At 63.0% G+C, this 14,197-nt stretch carries 18 protein-coding genes; 11 read left to right on the top strand and 7 right to left on the bottom strand.

Going from position 1 to position 14,197, the window contains the following annotated elements:
* Positions 1-640: 640 nt before the first annotated feature.
* The 4 genes from MESOP_RS20680 to MESOP_RS20695 all read right to left on the bottom strand — a co-directional run bounded on the left by MESOP_RS20680 (position 641) and on the right by MESOP_RS20695 (position 2,475).
* Positions 641-934, bottom strand: a complete 294-nt coding sequence (locus MESOP_RS20680; protein WP_083833276.1) for a hypothetical protein — start codon at positions 932-934, stop codon at positions 641-643.
* Between the two features lie 89 nt (positions 935-1,023).
* Positions 1,024-1,629, bottom strand: a complete 606-nt coding sequence (locus MESOP_RS20685; RefSeq protein WP_013895288.1) for an ATP-dependent Clp protease proteolytic subunit — start codon at positions 1,627-1,629, stop codon at positions 1,024-1,026.
* A 23-nt stretch (positions 1,630-1,652) separates the two neighbouring features.
* On the bottom strand, positions 1,653-2,129 hold the full coding sequence (locus tag MESOP_RS20690; protein ID WP_013895289.1) for an SRPBCC family protein: 477 nt from the start codon (positions 2,127-2,129) through the stop codon (positions 1,653-1,655).
* Between the two features lie 31 nt (positions 2,130-2,160).
* The gene (locus MESOP_RS20695; protein WP_013895290.1) at positions 2,161-2,475 is read right to left on the bottom strand and encodes an ArsR/SmtB family transcription factor; all 315 of its coding nucleotides are present in this window, start codon (positions 2,473-2,475) and stop codon (positions 2,161-2,163) included.
* Positions 2,476-2,701: 226 nt separating this feature from the next.
* Between MESOP_RS20695 and MESOP_RS20700 the strand changes: the two genes are divergently transcribed.
* Positions 2,702-3,223 (top strand): single-stranded DNA-binding protein, encoded by a 522-nt coding sequence (locus tag MESOP_RS20700; RefSeq protein WP_013895291.1) that lies wholly within the window; start codon positions 2,702-2,704, stop codon positions 3,221-3,223.
* Positions 3,224-3,395: 172 nt separating this feature from the next.
* Entirely contained in the window at positions 3,396-3,818 is a 423-nt protein-coding gene (locus MESOP_RS20705; RefSeq protein WP_013895292.1) for an OsmC family protein, read from the top strand.
* Between the two features lie 22 nt (positions 3,819-3,840).
* Here the strand turns inward: MESOP_RS20705 and MESOP_RS20710 are convergent, their stop codons facing one another.
* Both MESOP_RS20710 and MESOP_RS20715 read right to left on the bottom strand, forming a co-directional pair.
* Entirely contained in the window at positions 3,841-4,470 is a 630-nt protein-coding gene (locus MESOP_RS20710) for a MarC family protein (protein WP_013895293.1), read from the bottom strand.
* Between the two features lie 137 nt (positions 4,471-4,607).
* Entirely contained in the window at positions 4,608-5,129 is a 522-nt protein-coding gene (locus tag MESOP_RS20715) for a hypothetical protein (protein ID WP_013895294.1), read from the bottom strand.
* Positions 5,130-5,215: 86 nt separating this feature from the next.
* On the opposite strand from MESOP_RS20715, the gene MESOP_RS20720 reads away from it, so the two are divergent.
* Entirely contained in the window at positions 5,216-6,064 is an 849-nt protein-coding gene (locus tag MESOP_RS20720) for a helix-turn-helix transcriptional regulator (RefSeq protein WP_013895295.1), read from the top strand.
* Positions 6,065-6,388: 324 nt separating this feature from the next.
* Positions 6,389-9,190, top strand: coding sequence for a DNA gyrase subunit A (gyrA, locus tag MESOP_RS20725; RefSeq protein WP_013895296.1), 2,802 nt, complete (start codon positions 6,389-6,391; stop codon positions 9,188-9,190).
* A 69-nt stretch (positions 9,191-9,259) separates the two neighbouring features.
* On the opposite strand, the gene MESOP_RS33875 is transcribed toward gyrA, so the two are convergent.
* A complete protein-coding gene (locus MESOP_RS33875; RefSeq protein ID WP_013895297.1) occupies positions 9,260-9,412 on the bottom strand; it encodes a hypothetical protein in 153 nt (50 codons plus the stop codon).
* A 194-nt stretch (positions 9,413-9,606) separates the two neighbouring features.
* On the opposite strand from MESOP_RS33875, the gene coaD reads away from it, so the two are divergent.
* The 7 genes from coaD to tgt all read left to right on the top strand — a co-directional run bounded on the left by coaD (position 9,607) and on the right by tgt (position 14,197).
* On the top strand, positions 9,607-10,107 hold the full coding sequence (gene coaD / locus MESOP_RS20730) for a pantetheine-phosphate adenylyltransferase (RefSeq protein ID WP_013895298.1): 501 nt from the start codon (positions 9,607-9,609) through the stop codon (positions 10,105-10,107).
* Between the two features lie 110 nt (positions 10,108-10,217).
* Entirely contained in the window at positions 10,218-10,712 is a 495-nt protein-coding gene (locus MESOP_RS20735) for a peptidylprolyl isomerase (protein ID WP_224729927.1), read from the top strand.
* Positions 10,713-10,752: 40 nt separating this feature from the next.
* Complete coding sequence (locus tag MESOP_RS20740) at positions 10,753-11,265, top strand: peptidylprolyl isomerase (protein WP_013895300.1); 513 nt, start codon at positions 10,753-10,755, stop codon at positions 11,263-11,265.
* A 12-nt stretch (positions 11,266-11,277) separates the two neighbouring features.
* Positions 11,278-11,727, top strand: coding sequence for a DMT family transporter (locus tag MESOP_RS20745; RefSeq protein ID WP_013895301.1), 450 nt, complete (start codon positions 11,278-11,280; stop codon positions 11,725-11,727).
* A complete protein-coding gene (gene queA / locus MESOP_RS20750) occupies positions 11,727-12,815 on the top strand; it encodes a tRNA preQ1(34) S-adenosylmethionine ribosyltransferase-isomerase QueA (RefSeq protein WP_013895302.1) in 1,089 nt (362 codons plus the stop codon). The genes MESOP_RS20745 and queA overlap by 1 nt, the downstream gene beginning before the upstream one ends.
* The gene (locus tag MESOP_RS20755; RefSeq protein WP_013895303.1) at positions 12,805-13,074 is read left to right on the top strand and encodes a hypothetical protein; all 270 of its coding nucleotides are present in this window, start codon (positions 12,805-12,807) and stop codon (positions 13,072-13,074) included. The genes queA and MESOP_RS20755 overlap by 11 nt, the downstream gene beginning before the upstream one ends.
* Complete coding sequence (tgt, locus tag MESOP_RS20760; protein ID WP_013895304.1) at positions 13,067-14,197, top strand: tRNA guanosine(34) transglycosylase Tgt; 1,131 nt, start codon at positions 13,067-13,069, stop codon at positions 14,195-14,197. Before MESOP_RS20755 ends, tgt begins: the two co-directional genes overlap by 8 nt.

A 14,197-nucleotide genomic window follows, 5' to 3' on the forward strand; every position in this document is an offset into this window, starting at 1 on the left:
CCGGCCATCCCCTATGTAGGTGTTTTTGCCGCCACGTCGAGAGACGCCACAACTCCCGACGGAAGTCGTTTAACCGTCTTTCGCGCGAAGGGGCAAGCGGAAAGAACAAAGGCCGAACACGCTCCTGACAAAGTTGTGCAAAAACTGACCTGCACGTAACCTCCCGGCGATCACATTTTTCCGTAACCGGCTATAGGCGGTTGACGCCGCCGGCTCACGGGAGCAGTCTCAAGGCGTCAACGAAGCCGGCCGTCTTTCGATGGCCTCGCCGCCCCAAGGCGGTCTGCGAGACGCCGCAGGCATGTGCGATTTGCGCTTCGAGACGAATGTCGCAACGGACAAAGGAGCGGAGCATGACGCCACCTGATAGTCCCCAAGGGCTCCACATCTAGCTGGAGCCGCGGCAGGCGCAAGTGTGAGGGTCAGCTTCAACGCTGCCCCGACAAACCGTGACCGGCCGTACCCCACAAAAATCAGAGACTACTAGTCGGATCGTCGGTTGAACGCCGCGAAGCATCCGAAATCAAACGCCGGCAGTACACTCCCGGCAAGATTGGATTTGAGATCCAGAAAAGCCCCGTCCGTTTGCCCTAGGGCACGGCGGGGCTGTTCTTTTGTGCTGGGCCGGCCGCGGCTATCCCTACCTTCGAGGTTTCATTCCGCCCGTGGCGACATCGACCGTGATGCTGCCGGAAATCCTGACATCGGTATTGCCGATCTTGAACTGGCCGTTGCCGCTGCTGGGGAACGCATCGTCGGGCTCGGGCTGGGGGACCGGCTTGGCAATGTGATAGCCGCCAGTCACGCCGGGCAGGGCCTTCTGCGGCGGCGAGCCATCCTCTGCGAGGGCCGTGCCGGACACGAGGCCGGCAATGGCGAGCACTGCGGCGGCGATCACACGATGCGATGGTCTGGACGGATGCGTGTCGGTCATCCCCCGATTATAGGGAGGTGCCGCCATCGGAACCAGACCGGTCTCGTCAATTCTTCGGCAAGCCGAAGAAAATCCGATCTGCCTTCGCCTCACGCCGCCTTTTTGCGCGTGTCGAAGACGTGGTCGACAATGCCCCATGCCTGTGCCTCGCGGGCGGTCATGAAATGGTCGCGGTCCAGCGTACGTTCGACCTCTTCGTAGCTGCGGCCGCAATGCTGCGCGTAAAGTTCGGCCATGTGGCGTTTGGTCTTCACGATGCGCTCGGCATGGCGCTGGATATCGGACGCTTGGCCCTGGAAGCCGCCCAGCGGCTGATGCAGCAGGATGGTGGCGTTCGGCAGCGAGATACGACGCCCCGGCGTGCCTGCCATCAGCAGGAACGATCCCATCGACGCCGCAAACCCCATGCACACGGTCGACACTGGGCAACTGATGTACTGCATGGTGTCGTAGATGGCGAAGCCGCTGGTCACCACGCCGCCCGGCGAGTTGATGTAGAGCGAGATCTCCTTGTCGGGATTGTCCGACTCCAGCGATAAAAGCTGTGCGCAGACCAGCGCCGAGATGTCGTCGTTGATCTCGCCATTGATGAAGATGATGCGCTCGCGCAGCAGCCGCGAGAAAATGTCGAAGGCGCGTTCGCCGCGGCTCGATTGCTCGATCACCATCGGCACCAGATTGGCAACACCGCTCATTTTTTCGTCTCCGATTTCTATGTTCACGCCGCGCGCAGCAGAAGGCGCGGCGTGTTCGCGGCGATGGGCTTCCCGGCCTCGTGCAACCCCAGCGAAAGCCGGCAGCCGGCACCAGCCATGGCGACGGCGGGCATGGCTTTGCGGGCAAAGCCGTCATGGACGATGCGCAGATGCGTGCCGCCGGAAACGGTGCGGGCAAGCGTGAAGGTGACGGTGCTGTCGAGCGGGTCCTGCCGTGTCGCATCGCCCGGCTGCTCCCGCCAGGAATAGCGCAACAGGCGTTCGGGCTCGGCGTCGAGGATTTCGCATTCGATCGGAGCCTCCGGTCCCGCGAAGGCAAAACGGCTGCCGGCCTGCGGCCTGATGTCGTTCGGCATCATCCAGGCGGCGAGCAATTCCGGCACCGTCAGCGCCCGCCACACCTTTTCGGGCGGCTCGGAAAGATCGTATTCGAACTCCAGCGCATCCTGGGCGACTTCGTTTTGGTTTTTGGCGTTCATCGATCCCAAATCCTTCACTGGTCCAAACCCTTCACTGATCCATATCCTTCAAAACCGTCTTCAACCTTTCGATACGCTCCGGCCAGAAGGTCCGGTAGCGCTCGATCCAGGAGAGCAGGGGGGCAAGCCCCTGCGGATCGGCGCGGTAATAGGCGTTGCGGCCGGCCCGCCGCTCGACCACGAGGCCGGCGCTGCGCAGCACCGCCAGATGCTGCGACACGGCCGGCTGCGACACCGTCAGGCCGCTGCGCAGTTCCGACACGCTCATCTCTGCCGTGGCGAGACGCTCGAAGACGGCGCGGCGCGTCGGGTCGGCCAGGGCGCGGAAAATCTCTGCTTCGATCATGGCGAAAGCATAAGTCGATACTTATTGATTTGGCAAGTGGTGTTTTGAAACCCATATGCGGGGCTCGGGCATTGCTGCCATTCCTTGACAATCAGCGGCGATGCATATAGGAACGAAAAGGGAACAAAAACCTTGTGGGAAAAGCCAGCCTTAGCAGGCGGCTGACATTCGCAGCCTGTAAGGTGCTGCGACAAAAATGTGTTTCGGATGAGCGCGGAGAAATATCATGGCGGGTAGCGTCAACAAGGTCATTCTGGTCGGCAATCTCGGTGCGGACCCTGAAATCCGCCGCCTGAACTCGGGCGAGCCGGTCGTCAACATTCGCATCGCCACGTCGGAAAGCTGGCGCGACAAGAATTCGGGCGAGCGCAAGGAAAAGACCGAGTGGCACAACGTCGTCATCTTCAATGAGGGCATAGCCAAGGTCGCCGAGCAGTACCTGAAGAAGGGCATGAAGGTCTATGTCGAGGGCCAGCTGCAGACGCGCAAGTGGCAGGACCAGACCGGCGCCGACAAATACACGACGGAAGTCGTGCTGCAGAAATTCCGTGGCGAGCTGCAGATGCTCGACGCGCGCGGCCAGGGCGAGGGCGGCCAGGTCGGCGGCTACTCCGGCGGCAACAGCCGTGGTTCCGATTTCGGCCAGTCCAGCCCGAACGAGAGCTTCAATCGCGGCGGCGGCAGCGCTCCCAGGGGCGGCGGTGGCGGCGGTTCGTCGCGCGAGCTGGACGACGAAATCCCGTTCTGATCAAGGCGGGCTCTGATCGAAACGGCGGCCGCCAGTTTTTGGCCAAGCCCAGTTTTGGATCAAGCTTGGATCAAGCATTGTGCCCCGGGAGTCCCAATGGACTTTCGGGGTTTTGCGTTGTCGAATTGAGCGCCGACCGGGCGGTCAAGGAACACGGTGAAGGACGACTTCGATGAAAGCACGCGTGAAATGGGTGGAGGAACGCACCTTCATCGGTGAGTCCGGCAGCGGTCATAAGGTCGTGCTGGGAACCGCGCCGGGCCCGGAAGGCAAGACGCCGGGGCCGAGCCCGATGGAACTGGTGCTGATCGGCACCGGCGGCTGTTCGGCCTATGATGTCGTCCACATCCTTGAAAAGGGCCGTGAGGCGGTCGAGGACTGCGTCGTCGAGCTCGATTCCGACCGAGCCGAGACTGACCCAAAGGTGTTCACGCGCATCCATATGCATTTCATCGTCAAGGGCAGGGCGCTCTCGCCGGAAAAGGTCAAACGAGCGATCGACCTGTCGATCGAGAAATACTGCTCGGCCTCGGCAATGCTGGCCAAGACGGCGACGATCACGCATGATTTCGAAGTGATCGATACGACGCATTAGCTTAGGCAGTAGGCAGTACTGTTCAACTCGCCATCAGCGCCTTGATGCCGTCGGCGACGAACTGTACGGCCAATGCCGCCAGGATGACGCCTAGCAGGCGGGTCAGGATCGAACGCCCGGTCTGGCCGAGAATGCGGTCGATGCGCTCCGACAGCACGAACACCAGATAGGTGATGGCGAGGCAGACGAAGATGATGCCGACCAGTGCCGCCTGCGCCGCAAAGCCCTGAAACGAGCCGGAGAGCAGCACCGTCGCCGAAATGGCGCCGGGGCCGGCGATCAGCGGGATCGCCAGCGGGAAAGCGGCGATGTTGTGAATCATGTCCTTGGTGATGGCAACGTCGCCGATCTTCTCCTTGCGATCCTGCCGGCGCTCGAACACCATTTCAAAGGCGATGAAGAACAGCAGAAAACCGCCGGCGACACGGAAGGCTGGCAGCGTAATGCCGAACACGGACAGGATAGAGGCGCCCGCCACCGCGAACAGCGCCATCACCAGGAAGCCGATGACCGAGGCGCGCACCGAAACCTGCTGGCGCTCCTCGCGATTCATGCCGCGTGTCACGGCGAGAAACAATGGCGCCAGCCCGGGTGGGTCGATGGTCACCAAAATGGTGACGAAGGCGTTGAACAGGCTGTCGAAACTCGGCATCTCTGACCCCTCCCGCCGGGCCGAGCCCGTGCCCTGCAATTGGTAGAGCAAAGCAGGGGCACTGAAAACAGGCTGTGGCGTGAAATGCTGGCAAGACAGAGGGGGGCGCGAAGGATCGCTACCTTTCATTTCGAATGTCATTCGCGCCGCGCCAGGAATTCGACCTCGGGCCGCCATGTCGTGCCATCGTCGTGCGAACGCTCGCCGAGCCAACGGAAGCTGTCTTCGGTGATACGCGAAAAACTCCAGCGCACCGACGAGCCAGTGTCGTCGGCGCCGACCTGCACGATCGTGTCGCCCTCGGCGCGGCCGAGCTGGCGGCTGAAGTACTGGTTGCGCGGATCACTCCAGAAGATGTGCCAGGCGTCCGCGGCGGGATCATAGACCCGCAGCGTCGTGCCATAGAACGTCCATTTGCCTAGCGAAGGCTGGGAGCCAGTACTCCGCGCGGGCAGGATCCAGACGTCCTGGATGGCGCCGCCTTCCAGCACCCAGCCGAAATGCACCTCGCCACGCCCGGTCAGCACCGTGCCGTCCTCAAGGTGGCGCGAGGCGTCGAATGTCCAGGCACCGACGAAGCGGCCGTAAAGATTGAGTTTTTCGGCAAGCCGGCCGATCGGTCCGGGGCTGTGCAGTGCTTCGGCAAAGGGGTCGAACATGGCCATGGTCTCTTTTTGTCAGGAGACCGTGAGGATTAGCCGGTGACGGGGTTCTGGGCTTGGGAAAAATTGCTATATTTCGGCCCATGACGGGCACAACGCATACGCTCGCATCCGGACCTGGCTGGCATGTGGCGGATGTGATCTGCACGGCCGGCGCCGGCGACCGGCCGTTCGAGGAGGCGCATCGGGATTTTTGTGTCGCGGCGGTGACCAGCGGCACGTTCCGCTACCGCGCGCAGCAAGGCACCGCGATGCTGGCACCCGGCGCCCTCCTGCTCGGCAATCCCGGCACCTGCTACGAATGCGGTCACGAACATGGCGGCGGCGACCGTTGCCTCTCGTTCCATTTCAGGCCGGACCACATGGAACGGATCGTGGCCGATGTGCCAGGCGCCAAGAAACCTGCCTTCGACGCGCCGCGACTGCCGCCTTTGCCGGTTTTTGCGCCATTGCTGGCAGAGGCGGAAGCCGCGCGCGCAATGGCCAACAAGGACGCCTTCGAGGAACTTTCCCTACGCATTGCCGCTGCCGCAGTCGCCACGGTTTCCAGCGCCACGCCTGCCAGGCGCGCCCCGAGCCGCCGCGACCAGAAGCGGGTCGCCGAAGCCGTTCGGCGCATCGAGCTGGATGCCGACGGCCCGGTTTCGCTTTCAGTGTTGGCCGATGAAACGGCGACCAGTCCCTATCATTTCCTGCGCACCTTCCGGCAGGTCGCCGGCATGACGCCCTATCAGTTCCTGCTCAAGACCCGGCTGCACCGCGCGGCGGTGCGGCTGCGCCTGTCCAAGGATGCGATCTCGGCGATCGCCTTCGAGGCCGGCTTCAACGATCTGTCGACTTTCAACCGCCGTTTCCGGCGCATCATGGGCGAGACGCCGGGCAACTATCGCGCTCGCCGATCAAGCGCCCCGGCAAGCGGGCGTCTCGGCTGAAGCGGGCTCAGTCCGACGTCGGCACGTACCGCCAACCTGCGATCACTCCCCGTCGAGATCGCGGCGCAGCCACCCGCTCAGCGCTCGCAAGGCGGCCACGGGCTCCAAATTCAGGGCGCCCGCGGCTTTCGTTAGGCGAAGTTGGTCCATTGCCGGCTTTTGCCTTGGGGACGGCAAAAGCGTTGTGGCCATATCGTCGCAATCAGCGGTATCCTTTTGAAATAACCACTAAAAATGACACTGGAAAAGTGCCGGGAATATTGGAGTTTCGGCCGTGCTTCCTATATAAGCGTCAAGTGATTCCTGATTAGATTGTGATCCGATTTGACCGACCAAAAAACACCGCGCGGCGCCGACGGCGGCCCCACCGGCATCGAGCCGATCTCCATCATCGAGGAGATGCAGAGCTCCTATCTGTCTTACGCCATGAGCGTGATCGTCAGCCGTGCGCTGCCCGATGTGCGTGATGGCCTCAAGCCGGTGCATCGCCGCATTCTCTATGCGGCGCATGAGAGCGGCTACCACTGGAACCGCAAATATGTGAAGTCGGCGCGCCCGGTTGCCGACGTGATGGGTAAATACCATCCGCATGGCGACGCCTCGATCTATGACGCGTTGGTGCGCATGGCGCAGGATTGGTCGCTGCGCGTGCCGCTGATCGACGGGCAGGGCAATTTCGGCTCGATCGACGGCGATCCGCCGGCGGCGATGCGCTACACCGAATCGCGCCTGACCAAGGTCGCGCATGAATTGCTGGAGGACATCGACAAGGAGACCGTCGATTTCCAGGACACGTATGACGCCTCCGACACCGAGCCGAAGGTGCTGCCGGCGCGCTTCCCCAACCTTCTGGTCAACGGTTCCGGCGGCATTGCCGTCGGCATGGCCACCAACATTCCGCCGCACAATCTGAGCGAAGTCTGCAACGGCGCGATCGCCATCATCGACAATCCGGCGATCGACCTGCCGGCGCTGATGGAGATCATTCCGGGGCCGGATTTCCCGACCGGCGGCATCGTGCTTGGCCGTTCCGGCATCTACAGCGCCTATGCGACCGGCCGCGGTTCCATCGTCATGCGCGGCAAGGTCAACATCGAACAGCGCGGCAATGACCGTGAATCGATCATCATCACCGAGGTTCCCTATCAGGTGAACAAGGCCTCGATGATCGAGAAGATGGCCGAACTGGTGCGCGACAAGCGCATCGAGGGAATTTCCGATATCCGTGACGAAAGCGACCGCCAGGGCTACCGCGTCGTCATCGAACTGAAGCGCGACGCCGTTGCCGACGTCATCCTCAACCAGCTTTACCGCTTCACGCCGCTGCAGACCTCGTTCGGCGCCAATATGGTGGCGCTGAACGGCGGCAAGCCGGAAGTGATGAACCTGACCGATATGCTGAGGGCGTTCGTCTCCTTCCGCGAAGAGGTGATCACGAGGCGCACGAAATTCCTGCTGCGCAAGGCGCGCGACCGCGCCCATGTGCTGGTGGGTCTGGCCATCGCCGTCGCCAACATCGACGAAGTGATCAAGCTGATCCGCACCGCGCCGGATCCGCAGACGGCGCGTGAGCAGTTGATGGAGCGGCGCTGGCCGTCGGGCGATGTCGAGTCGCTGATCCTTCTGATCGACGATCCGCGCCATCGCATCAACGAGGACGGCACCTACAATCTATCCGAGGAACAGGCGCGCGCCATCCTCGAACTGCGTCTGCAGCGCCTGACGGCACTTGGCCGCGACGAAATCGCCGACGAGTTGAACACGATCGGCGCCGAAATCATCGATTATCTGGACATTTTGTCGTCCCGCGCGCGGGTCCAGCAGATCGTGAAGGATGAGCTTGCCGCCGTGCGCGACGAGTTCGGCACGCCACGCCGCACCGAACTCACCGACGGCGGCGCGGACATGGAAGACGAGGACCTGATCCAGCGCGAGGACATGGTCGTGACGGTGAGCCATTCCGGCTACATCAAGCGCGTGCCGCTTTCGCTCTACCGGGCGCAGCGCCGTGGCGGCAAGGGCCGCTCCGGCATGTCGACCAAGGAAGAGGATTTCGTGACCCGGCTGTTCGTGGCCAACACGCACACGCCGGTGCTGTTCTTCTCCTCGCGCGGCATCGTCTACAAGGAAAAGGTCTGGCGGCTGCCGATCGGCAACCCGCAGTCACGCGGCAAGGCGCTGATCAACATGCTGCCGCTGGAGCAGGGCGAGCGCATCACCACCATCATGCCGCTGCCGGAGGACGAGACGAGCTGGGGCGAGCTCGACGTGATGTTCGCCACGACACGCGGCACCGTGCGCCGCAACAAGCTGTCCGACTTCGTCCAGGTCAACCGCAACGGCAAGATTGCGATGAAGCTGGAGGAGGAGGGCGACGAGATACTCGGTGTCGAGACCTGCACCGACAATGACGATGTGCTTCTGACGGCGAATTCGGGTCAGTGCATCCGCTTCTCCGTCGGGGACGTGCGCGTCTTCCAGAGCCGCAATTCCGTCGGCGTGCGCGGCATCACCATGGCTGCGACCGACCGCATCATCTCCATGTCGGTGATCGAGCATGTCGATGCTTCTCCGGCGGAGCGAGCCGCTTACCTCAAGCGGGCGGCGTCGGAGCGGCGGCTTGCCGCCGAGACGGCGGGAGAGGAAGAAGAGATCGCGCTCACCAATGAGGAGATCGGCGAGGAGACGGAGCTTTCCGACAGCCGTTACGAAGAGCTCAAGGCGCATGAGCAGTACGTGCTGACGGTGACCGAATATGGCTACGGCAAGCGCTCGTCGTCCTACGATTTCCGCCTGACCGGCCGCGGCGGCAAGGGCATCCGCGCCACCGACGTGTCGAAAACCGCGGAGATTGGCCAGCTGGTGGCGACCTTCCCGGTCGGCAATGACGACCAGATCATGCTGGTGTCGGACGGCGGCACTGTCATCCGGGTGCCGGTCAACGGCATCCGTTTCGCCAGCCGCGCCACCAAGGGCGTGACCATCTTCAACACGGCTGAGGGTGAAAAGGTGGTTTCGGTCGAGCGGATATCCGAACCGCAATCGGACGAGGAAATCGAAGAAGCCGTCCAGGGCGGTTCTGAGGCCAACCCTACACCAGACGCTGGCACCGGTACCGCGGAATAACTGCCGCGGCAGGTTCTGGACATAGCAACGCCGGCCCATTGGCCGGCGCGGCAGCAAGTCTGGACTGACTTAGTAGTGACGATAGGGCTTGCGGGGGCCGAAGCCTTCGAAGCGCTTGGTGGTGGCCCTGACGCGGACCCGTTGCGCCTCCTGATGCAGCCCGAATACTGTGGCGATCAGCATGGCGACGGTCATTGCGGTGGCGAGCATGTAGATCAGCATTTGCGTGTTCTCCTGCGCCTTACAACGGATAGATGGGATTTTGGTTTCATCTTATTAAGGTGCAACCTAGTGAACGCTGCGTGAAGGCTTCGTGATCAGCGTGTTCATCTGTCGTTCATGCGGCGGAAAAGGTTCACGGCTTCGGTGCCGATCGGATTTGCCTTTGCGGCGGAGGCTCGTTAGAAGCACCAGCCATGACTGAACGAATTGCCCTCTATGCCGGCTCTTTCGACCCGCTGACCAACGGCCATCTCGATGTGCTGAAAGCATCGCTGGCCGTGGCCGACATCGTCTATGCCGCGATCGGCATTCACCCGGGCAAGAAACCGCTGTTCTCCTTCGAGGAGCGGGTGCAGCTCATCGAAGCCGCCACCAAGGCCGAATTCGGCCGAGACGGCGGCCGCATCAAGGTGGTCGCCTTTGACGGGCTGGTCATCGATGCGGCCAGGAGAGAGGGCGCCTCGATCATGATCCGGGGCCTGCGCGACGGCACCGATCTCGATTACGAGATGCAGATGGCCGGCATGAACGAGACCATGGCGCCGGAACTGCAGACGGTTTTTCTGCCTGCCAGCCCTTCGGTACGCACCATTACCGCCACACTTGTGCGCCAGATAGCCTCGATGGGAGGCGACATCCGCCCCTTCGTGCCAGCGGCCGTCGCCGGTGCGCTCACCGCCAAATTCGCAAAATAAGTTTCTCGGAGAAGACCATGCAGCTGAAAAAGCTCGCCTCGTTCCTCGTCGTGCTTGCCGGTCTCGTGACCGCATCGGTCTCGGCCCATGCCGCCGATCCCGAAAACACAATGATCATCACACTGAAGGGCGGCGACGTGACCATCGCGCTGCGGCCCGACCTGGCGCCCAAGCACGTCGCGCAGATCAAGAAGCTTGTGCGTGATCATGCTTACGACAACGTCGCCTTCCACCGTGTCATCGACGGCTTCATGGCGCAGACTGGCGACGTCAAGTTCGGCAACATGGAGAAGGGTTTCAACCCCCAGGCCGTCGGCACCGGCGGTTCCGACCTGCCCGACCTGCCTGCCGAGTTCTCACAGACCGAGCACTACAAGCGCGGCGTGGTCGGCATGGCTCGCTCGCAGGACCCGAACTCCGCAAACTCGCAGTTCTTCATCATGTTCGCGCCGGCGCCGCCGCTCGACGGGCAGTACACCATCGTCGGCAATGTGGTCAGCGGCATGGACCTGGTGGACAAGATCAAGAAGGGCGACGAGGCGGACAACGGTACGGTCTCCGACCCCGATCGGATGATCAAAGTGCGCATCGCCGCAGACAAGTAAAATTGTCAAATCAATCTGTTTTATCAAAAGGATAACTGACATGGCCGAGATCAAGGACCGCGAGAATGCGCTCATCATGGAAACGACCAAGGGCAAGGTCGTCATCGAACTTCTCCCCGATTTGGCACCCGGCCATGTCGCCCGCATCAAGGAACTGGCCAGGGAAGGCGCCTATGACGGCGTGGTCTTCCACCGCGTCATCGAAGGCTTCATGGCGCAGACCGGCGACGTCAAGTTCGGCAATTCGAGCAAGCCGACCTTTGCTCCTTCCCGTGCCGGAATGGGCGGCTCCGACAAGCCGGACCTGAAGGCCGAATTCTCCAATGCCAACCACGGCCGCGGCACCTGTTCGATGGCGCGTTCGCAGAACCCGAACTCGGCCAATTCGCAGTTCTTCATCTGCTTCGACGATGCCGCCTTCCTCAACCGCCAGTACACGGTGTGGGGCCAGGTCATCGAAGGCATGGACAATGTCGACAAGATCAAGCGCGGCGAGCCGGTGCAGGATCCCGACAAGATCGTGTCGCTGAAGGTCGCGGCCGACGTCAAGTAAGGTAATACGACAATGATGGGCGTCGTCTGGTCGCTTCTCGGCATCTTGTCCGGCGCCTTCATTGCCATTCAGGCGCCGATCAATTCGCAGCTGGCGCGCGGCCTGGGGCTCCCGGTCGCGGCGGCGGCGTTTTCGTTCCTGTCGGGCGCGGTGGTGCTCGGCATCATCGCCGTCATCGTGGTCAAGCTGCAAGGCATCTCGCTCGACTGGAAGGCGCCCGCGCCCTGGCTGTTCATTGCCGGCGGCATGCTCGGCGGCTTCTACGTCACGCTGTCGACGATCCTCACGCCCCGCATCGGTGCCGCCGCACTGATGGCGTTCCTGGTTGCAGGGCAACTGCTGGCCGGCATGCTCATCGACCGCATAGGCTTCCTCGGTGTCGCGGTGCGTGAAATCTCGCTCGGCCGCGTTGCCGGCGCGGTGCTGCTCTTGGCCGGAGCGCTGCTCGTCCGGCTCTTCTGATGCGTGTCGATCTCTTCGATTTCGACCTGCCTGAGGAGCGCATCGCGCTTCGCCCGGCGGAGCCGCGCGACAGCGCCGGGATGCTGGTGGTCAGACCGGGCGAGACGCTCGACGACCGCAGGGTTGGCGACCTGCCGTCCTTGCTCAGGGCCGGCGACGTGCTGGTGTTCAACGACACCAAGGTCATCCCTGCGCAGCTCAAAGGCATAAGGCGGCGCGGCGAGGCGCAGGCACAGGTCGAGGCCACGCTGCACATGCGCATGGCGCCGGACCGTTGGCTCGCCTTCATGCGGCCAGGCAAGCGCGTTGCCGCCGGCGACCGCATCCATTTCGGCCATGACGGCAATTCCTGTTTCCTCGGCCAGCTCGACGCGACGGTGATCGAGAAGGGCGAGGGCGGCGAGGCGCTGCTCGGCTTCGACCTGTCGGGGCCGTTCCTGGACGAGGCGCTGCATGCCGTCGGCCACATTCCGCTGCCGCCCTATATCGCCTCGAAGCGCGATGACGACGAGCGCGACCGGGCCGACTACCAGACCATCTATGCCCGGGAGGAAGGTGCCGTTGCGGCGCCCACCGCTGGCCTGCATTTCACGCCGGAGCTGTTTGCCGCGCTCGACGCCAAGGGCGTCGAACGCCGGTTCGTCACGCTTCATGTCGGCGCCGGCACGTTCCTGCCGGTGAAGGCGGACGACACCGCCGACCACAAGATGCATGCCGAGATCGGTTCGGTCAGCGCGGCGACCGCCGAAGCGCTCAACGCGGCGAAGGCGAGGGGCGGGCGCATCATCGCCGTCGGCACGACGTCGCTGCGCTTGCTGGAAAGTGCCGCGCGTGACGACGGCACATTGGCTGCATGGTCCGGGCCGACCGACATCTTCATCACGCCCGGCTATCGCTTTCGCACCGCCGACATGCTGATGACCAATTTCCATCTGCCGCGCTCGACCCTGTTCATGCTGGTGTCGGCCTTCAGTGGCCTGGAGACGATGCGTGCCGCCTATGCGCATGCCATCGCCGAGCGCTACAGGTTCTATTCGTATGGAGACGCAAGTCTGCTTTATCGAACGGAGACGAGCGATGGACGATGATCTGCAAGCCCTCGATCGCGAAAGGCTGATCGCGGAGGTGAAAAAATTGCGCGCCGGCATTCGCGCACACCGCGATGCTTCCGGCCATGATCTGTGCTGGCATCACCCCGACCTCTGGGATCTGCTGCCCGAAAAGACCGAGCCATCCATCGCGGTGCCGCCTTGGCCCAAATTCATGCGCGGCTGCATCCAATATCGCCAGTCGCTCGACAGCCAAGCGCCGGACGCGCCGGTTCATGACAAGGAATTCAATGGCTAGGCCGTTCTCTTTCAAGGTTCTGGCGACCGACGGCAAGGCACGGCGCGGCGTGATCGACATGCCGCGCGGCGAAATCCGCACGCCGGCCTTCATGCCCGTGGGCACCGGCGGCACGGTCAAGGCCATGTACATGGACCAGGTGCGCGGCGTCGGCGCCGACATCATCCTTGGCAACACCTACCACCTGATGCTGCGGCCCGGCGCCGAGCGGGTAGCGCGGCTTGGCGGCTTGCACGAGTTTGCCCGCTGGCCGCAGCCGATCCTGACCGACAGCGGCGGTTTTCAGGTGATGTCGCTGTCGAAGCTGCGGAAGCTGACCGAAAAGGGCGTCACTTTCCGTTCCCATATCGACGGCGCCGCTTACGAAATGTCGCCGGAGCGCTCGATCGAGATCCAGGGTCTGCTCGATTCCGACATCCAGATGCAGCTCGATGAATGCACGGCGCTGCCGGCCGAGATCAAGGAAATCGAGCGCGCCATGGAACTGTCGCTGCGCTGGGCCGAGCGCTGCAAGACGGCGTTCGGCGACCAGCCAGGCAAGGCGATGTTCGGCATCGTGCAAGGCGGCGATAACGCGGCACTGAGGGTGCGCTCCGCGCAGGCGCTGAGCGCGATGAATTTGAAAGGCTACGCGGTCGGCGGCCTTGCTGTCGGCGAACCTCAAGCAGTGATGCTCGAGATGCTCGACATCACCTGCCCGGAACTGCCTGACGACAAGCCGCGCTATCTCATGGGCGTCGGTACGCCCGACGATATCCTGAAATCGGTGGCGCGCGGCGTCGACATGTTCGATTGCGTGATGCCGACGCGGGCCGGCCGCCACGGCCTTGCCTACACCAGGCGCGGCAAGGTCAATCTGCGCAATGCTCGCCACGCCGACGATCCGCGCCCGCTCGACGAGGAAAGCGACTGCCCGGCGGCGCGGGATTATTCACGCGCCTATCTGCACCATCTGGTGCGCTCGCAGGAGGCGCTCGGCGCCATGCTGCTGACCTGGAATAATCTTTCGTATTATCAAAAGCTTATGCAGGATATCCGCGCCGCGATCGAGACCGGCGCCTTCGATGCGCGTGGAGTTGAGATCACCGAGGGCTGGGCGAGGGGCGACATCCCCGTCCTGTAA

It is taken from the genome of Mesorhizobium opportunistum WSM2075, from assembly GCF_000176035.2.
Classification (GTDB): domain Bacteria; phylum Pseudomonadota; class Alphaproteobacteria; order Rhizobiales; family Rhizobiaceae; genus Mesorhizobium; species Mesorhizobium opportunistum.

Coding starts and splice junctions, on each gene's coding strand:
- MESOP_RS20680 (WP_083833276.1), bottom strand. CDS start 934: ATGACCGACACGCATCCGTCCAGACCATCGCATCGTGTGATCGCCGCC.
- MESOP_RS20685 (WP_013895288.1), bottom strand. CDS start 1,629: ATGAGCGGTGTTGCCAATCTGGTGCCGATGGTGATCGAGCAATCGAGC.
- MESOP_RS20690 (WP_013895289.1), bottom strand. CDS start 2,129: ATGAACGCCAAAAACCAAAACGAAGTCGCCCAGGATGCGCTGGAGTTC.
- MESOP_RS20695 (WP_013895290.1), bottom strand. CDS start 2,475: ATGATCGAAGCAGAGATTTTCCGCGCCCTGGCCGACCCGACGCGCCGC.
- MESOP_RS20700 (WP_013895291.1), top strand. CDS start 2,702: ATGGCGGGTAGCGTCAACAAGGTCATTCTGGTCGGCAATCTCGGTGCG.
- MESOP_RS20705 (WP_013895292.1), top strand. CDS start 3,396: ATGAAAGCACGCGTGAAATGGGTGGAGGAACGCACCTTCATCGGTGAG.
- MESOP_RS20710 (WP_013895293.1), bottom strand. CDS start 4,470: ATGCCGAGTTTCGACAGCCTGTTCAACGCCTTCGTCACCATTTTGGTG.
- MESOP_RS20715 (WP_013895294.1), bottom strand. CDS start 5,129: ATGTTCGACCCCTTTGCCGAAGCACTGCACAGCCCCGGACCGATCGGC.
- MESOP_RS20720 (WP_013895295.1), top strand. CDS start 5,216: ATGACGGGCACAACGCATACGCTCGCATCCGGACCTGGCTGGCATGTG.
- MESOP_RS33875 (WP_013895297.1), bottom strand. CDS start 9,412: ATGCTGATCTACATGCTCGCCACCGCAATGACCGTCGCCATGCTGATC.
- coaD (WP_013895298.1), top strand. CDS start 9,607: ATGACTGAACGAATTGCCCTCTATGCCGGCTCTTTCGACCCGCTGACC.
- MESOP_RS20735 (WP_224729927.1), top strand. CDS start 10,218: ATGATCATCACACTGAAGGGCGGCGACGTGACCATCGCGCTGCGGCCC.
- MESOP_RS20740 (WP_013895300.1), top strand. CDS start 10,753: ATGGCCGAGATCAAGGACCGCGAGAATGCGCTCATCATGGAAACGACC.
- MESOP_RS20745 (WP_013895301.1), top strand. CDS start 11,278: ATGATGGGCGTCGTCTGGTCGCTTCTCGGCATCTTGTCCGGCGCCTTC.
- queA (WP_013895302.1), top strand. CDS start 11,727: ATGCGTGTCGATCTCTTCGATTTCGACCTGCCTGAGGAGCGCATCGCG.
- MESOP_RS20755 (WP_013895303.1), top strand. CDS start 12,805: ATGGACGATGATCTGCAAGCCCTCGATCGCGAAAGGCTGATCGCGGAG.
- tgt (WP_013895304.1), top strand. CDS start 13,067: ATGGCTAGGCCGTTCTCTTTCAAGGTTCTGGCGACCGACGGCAAGGCA.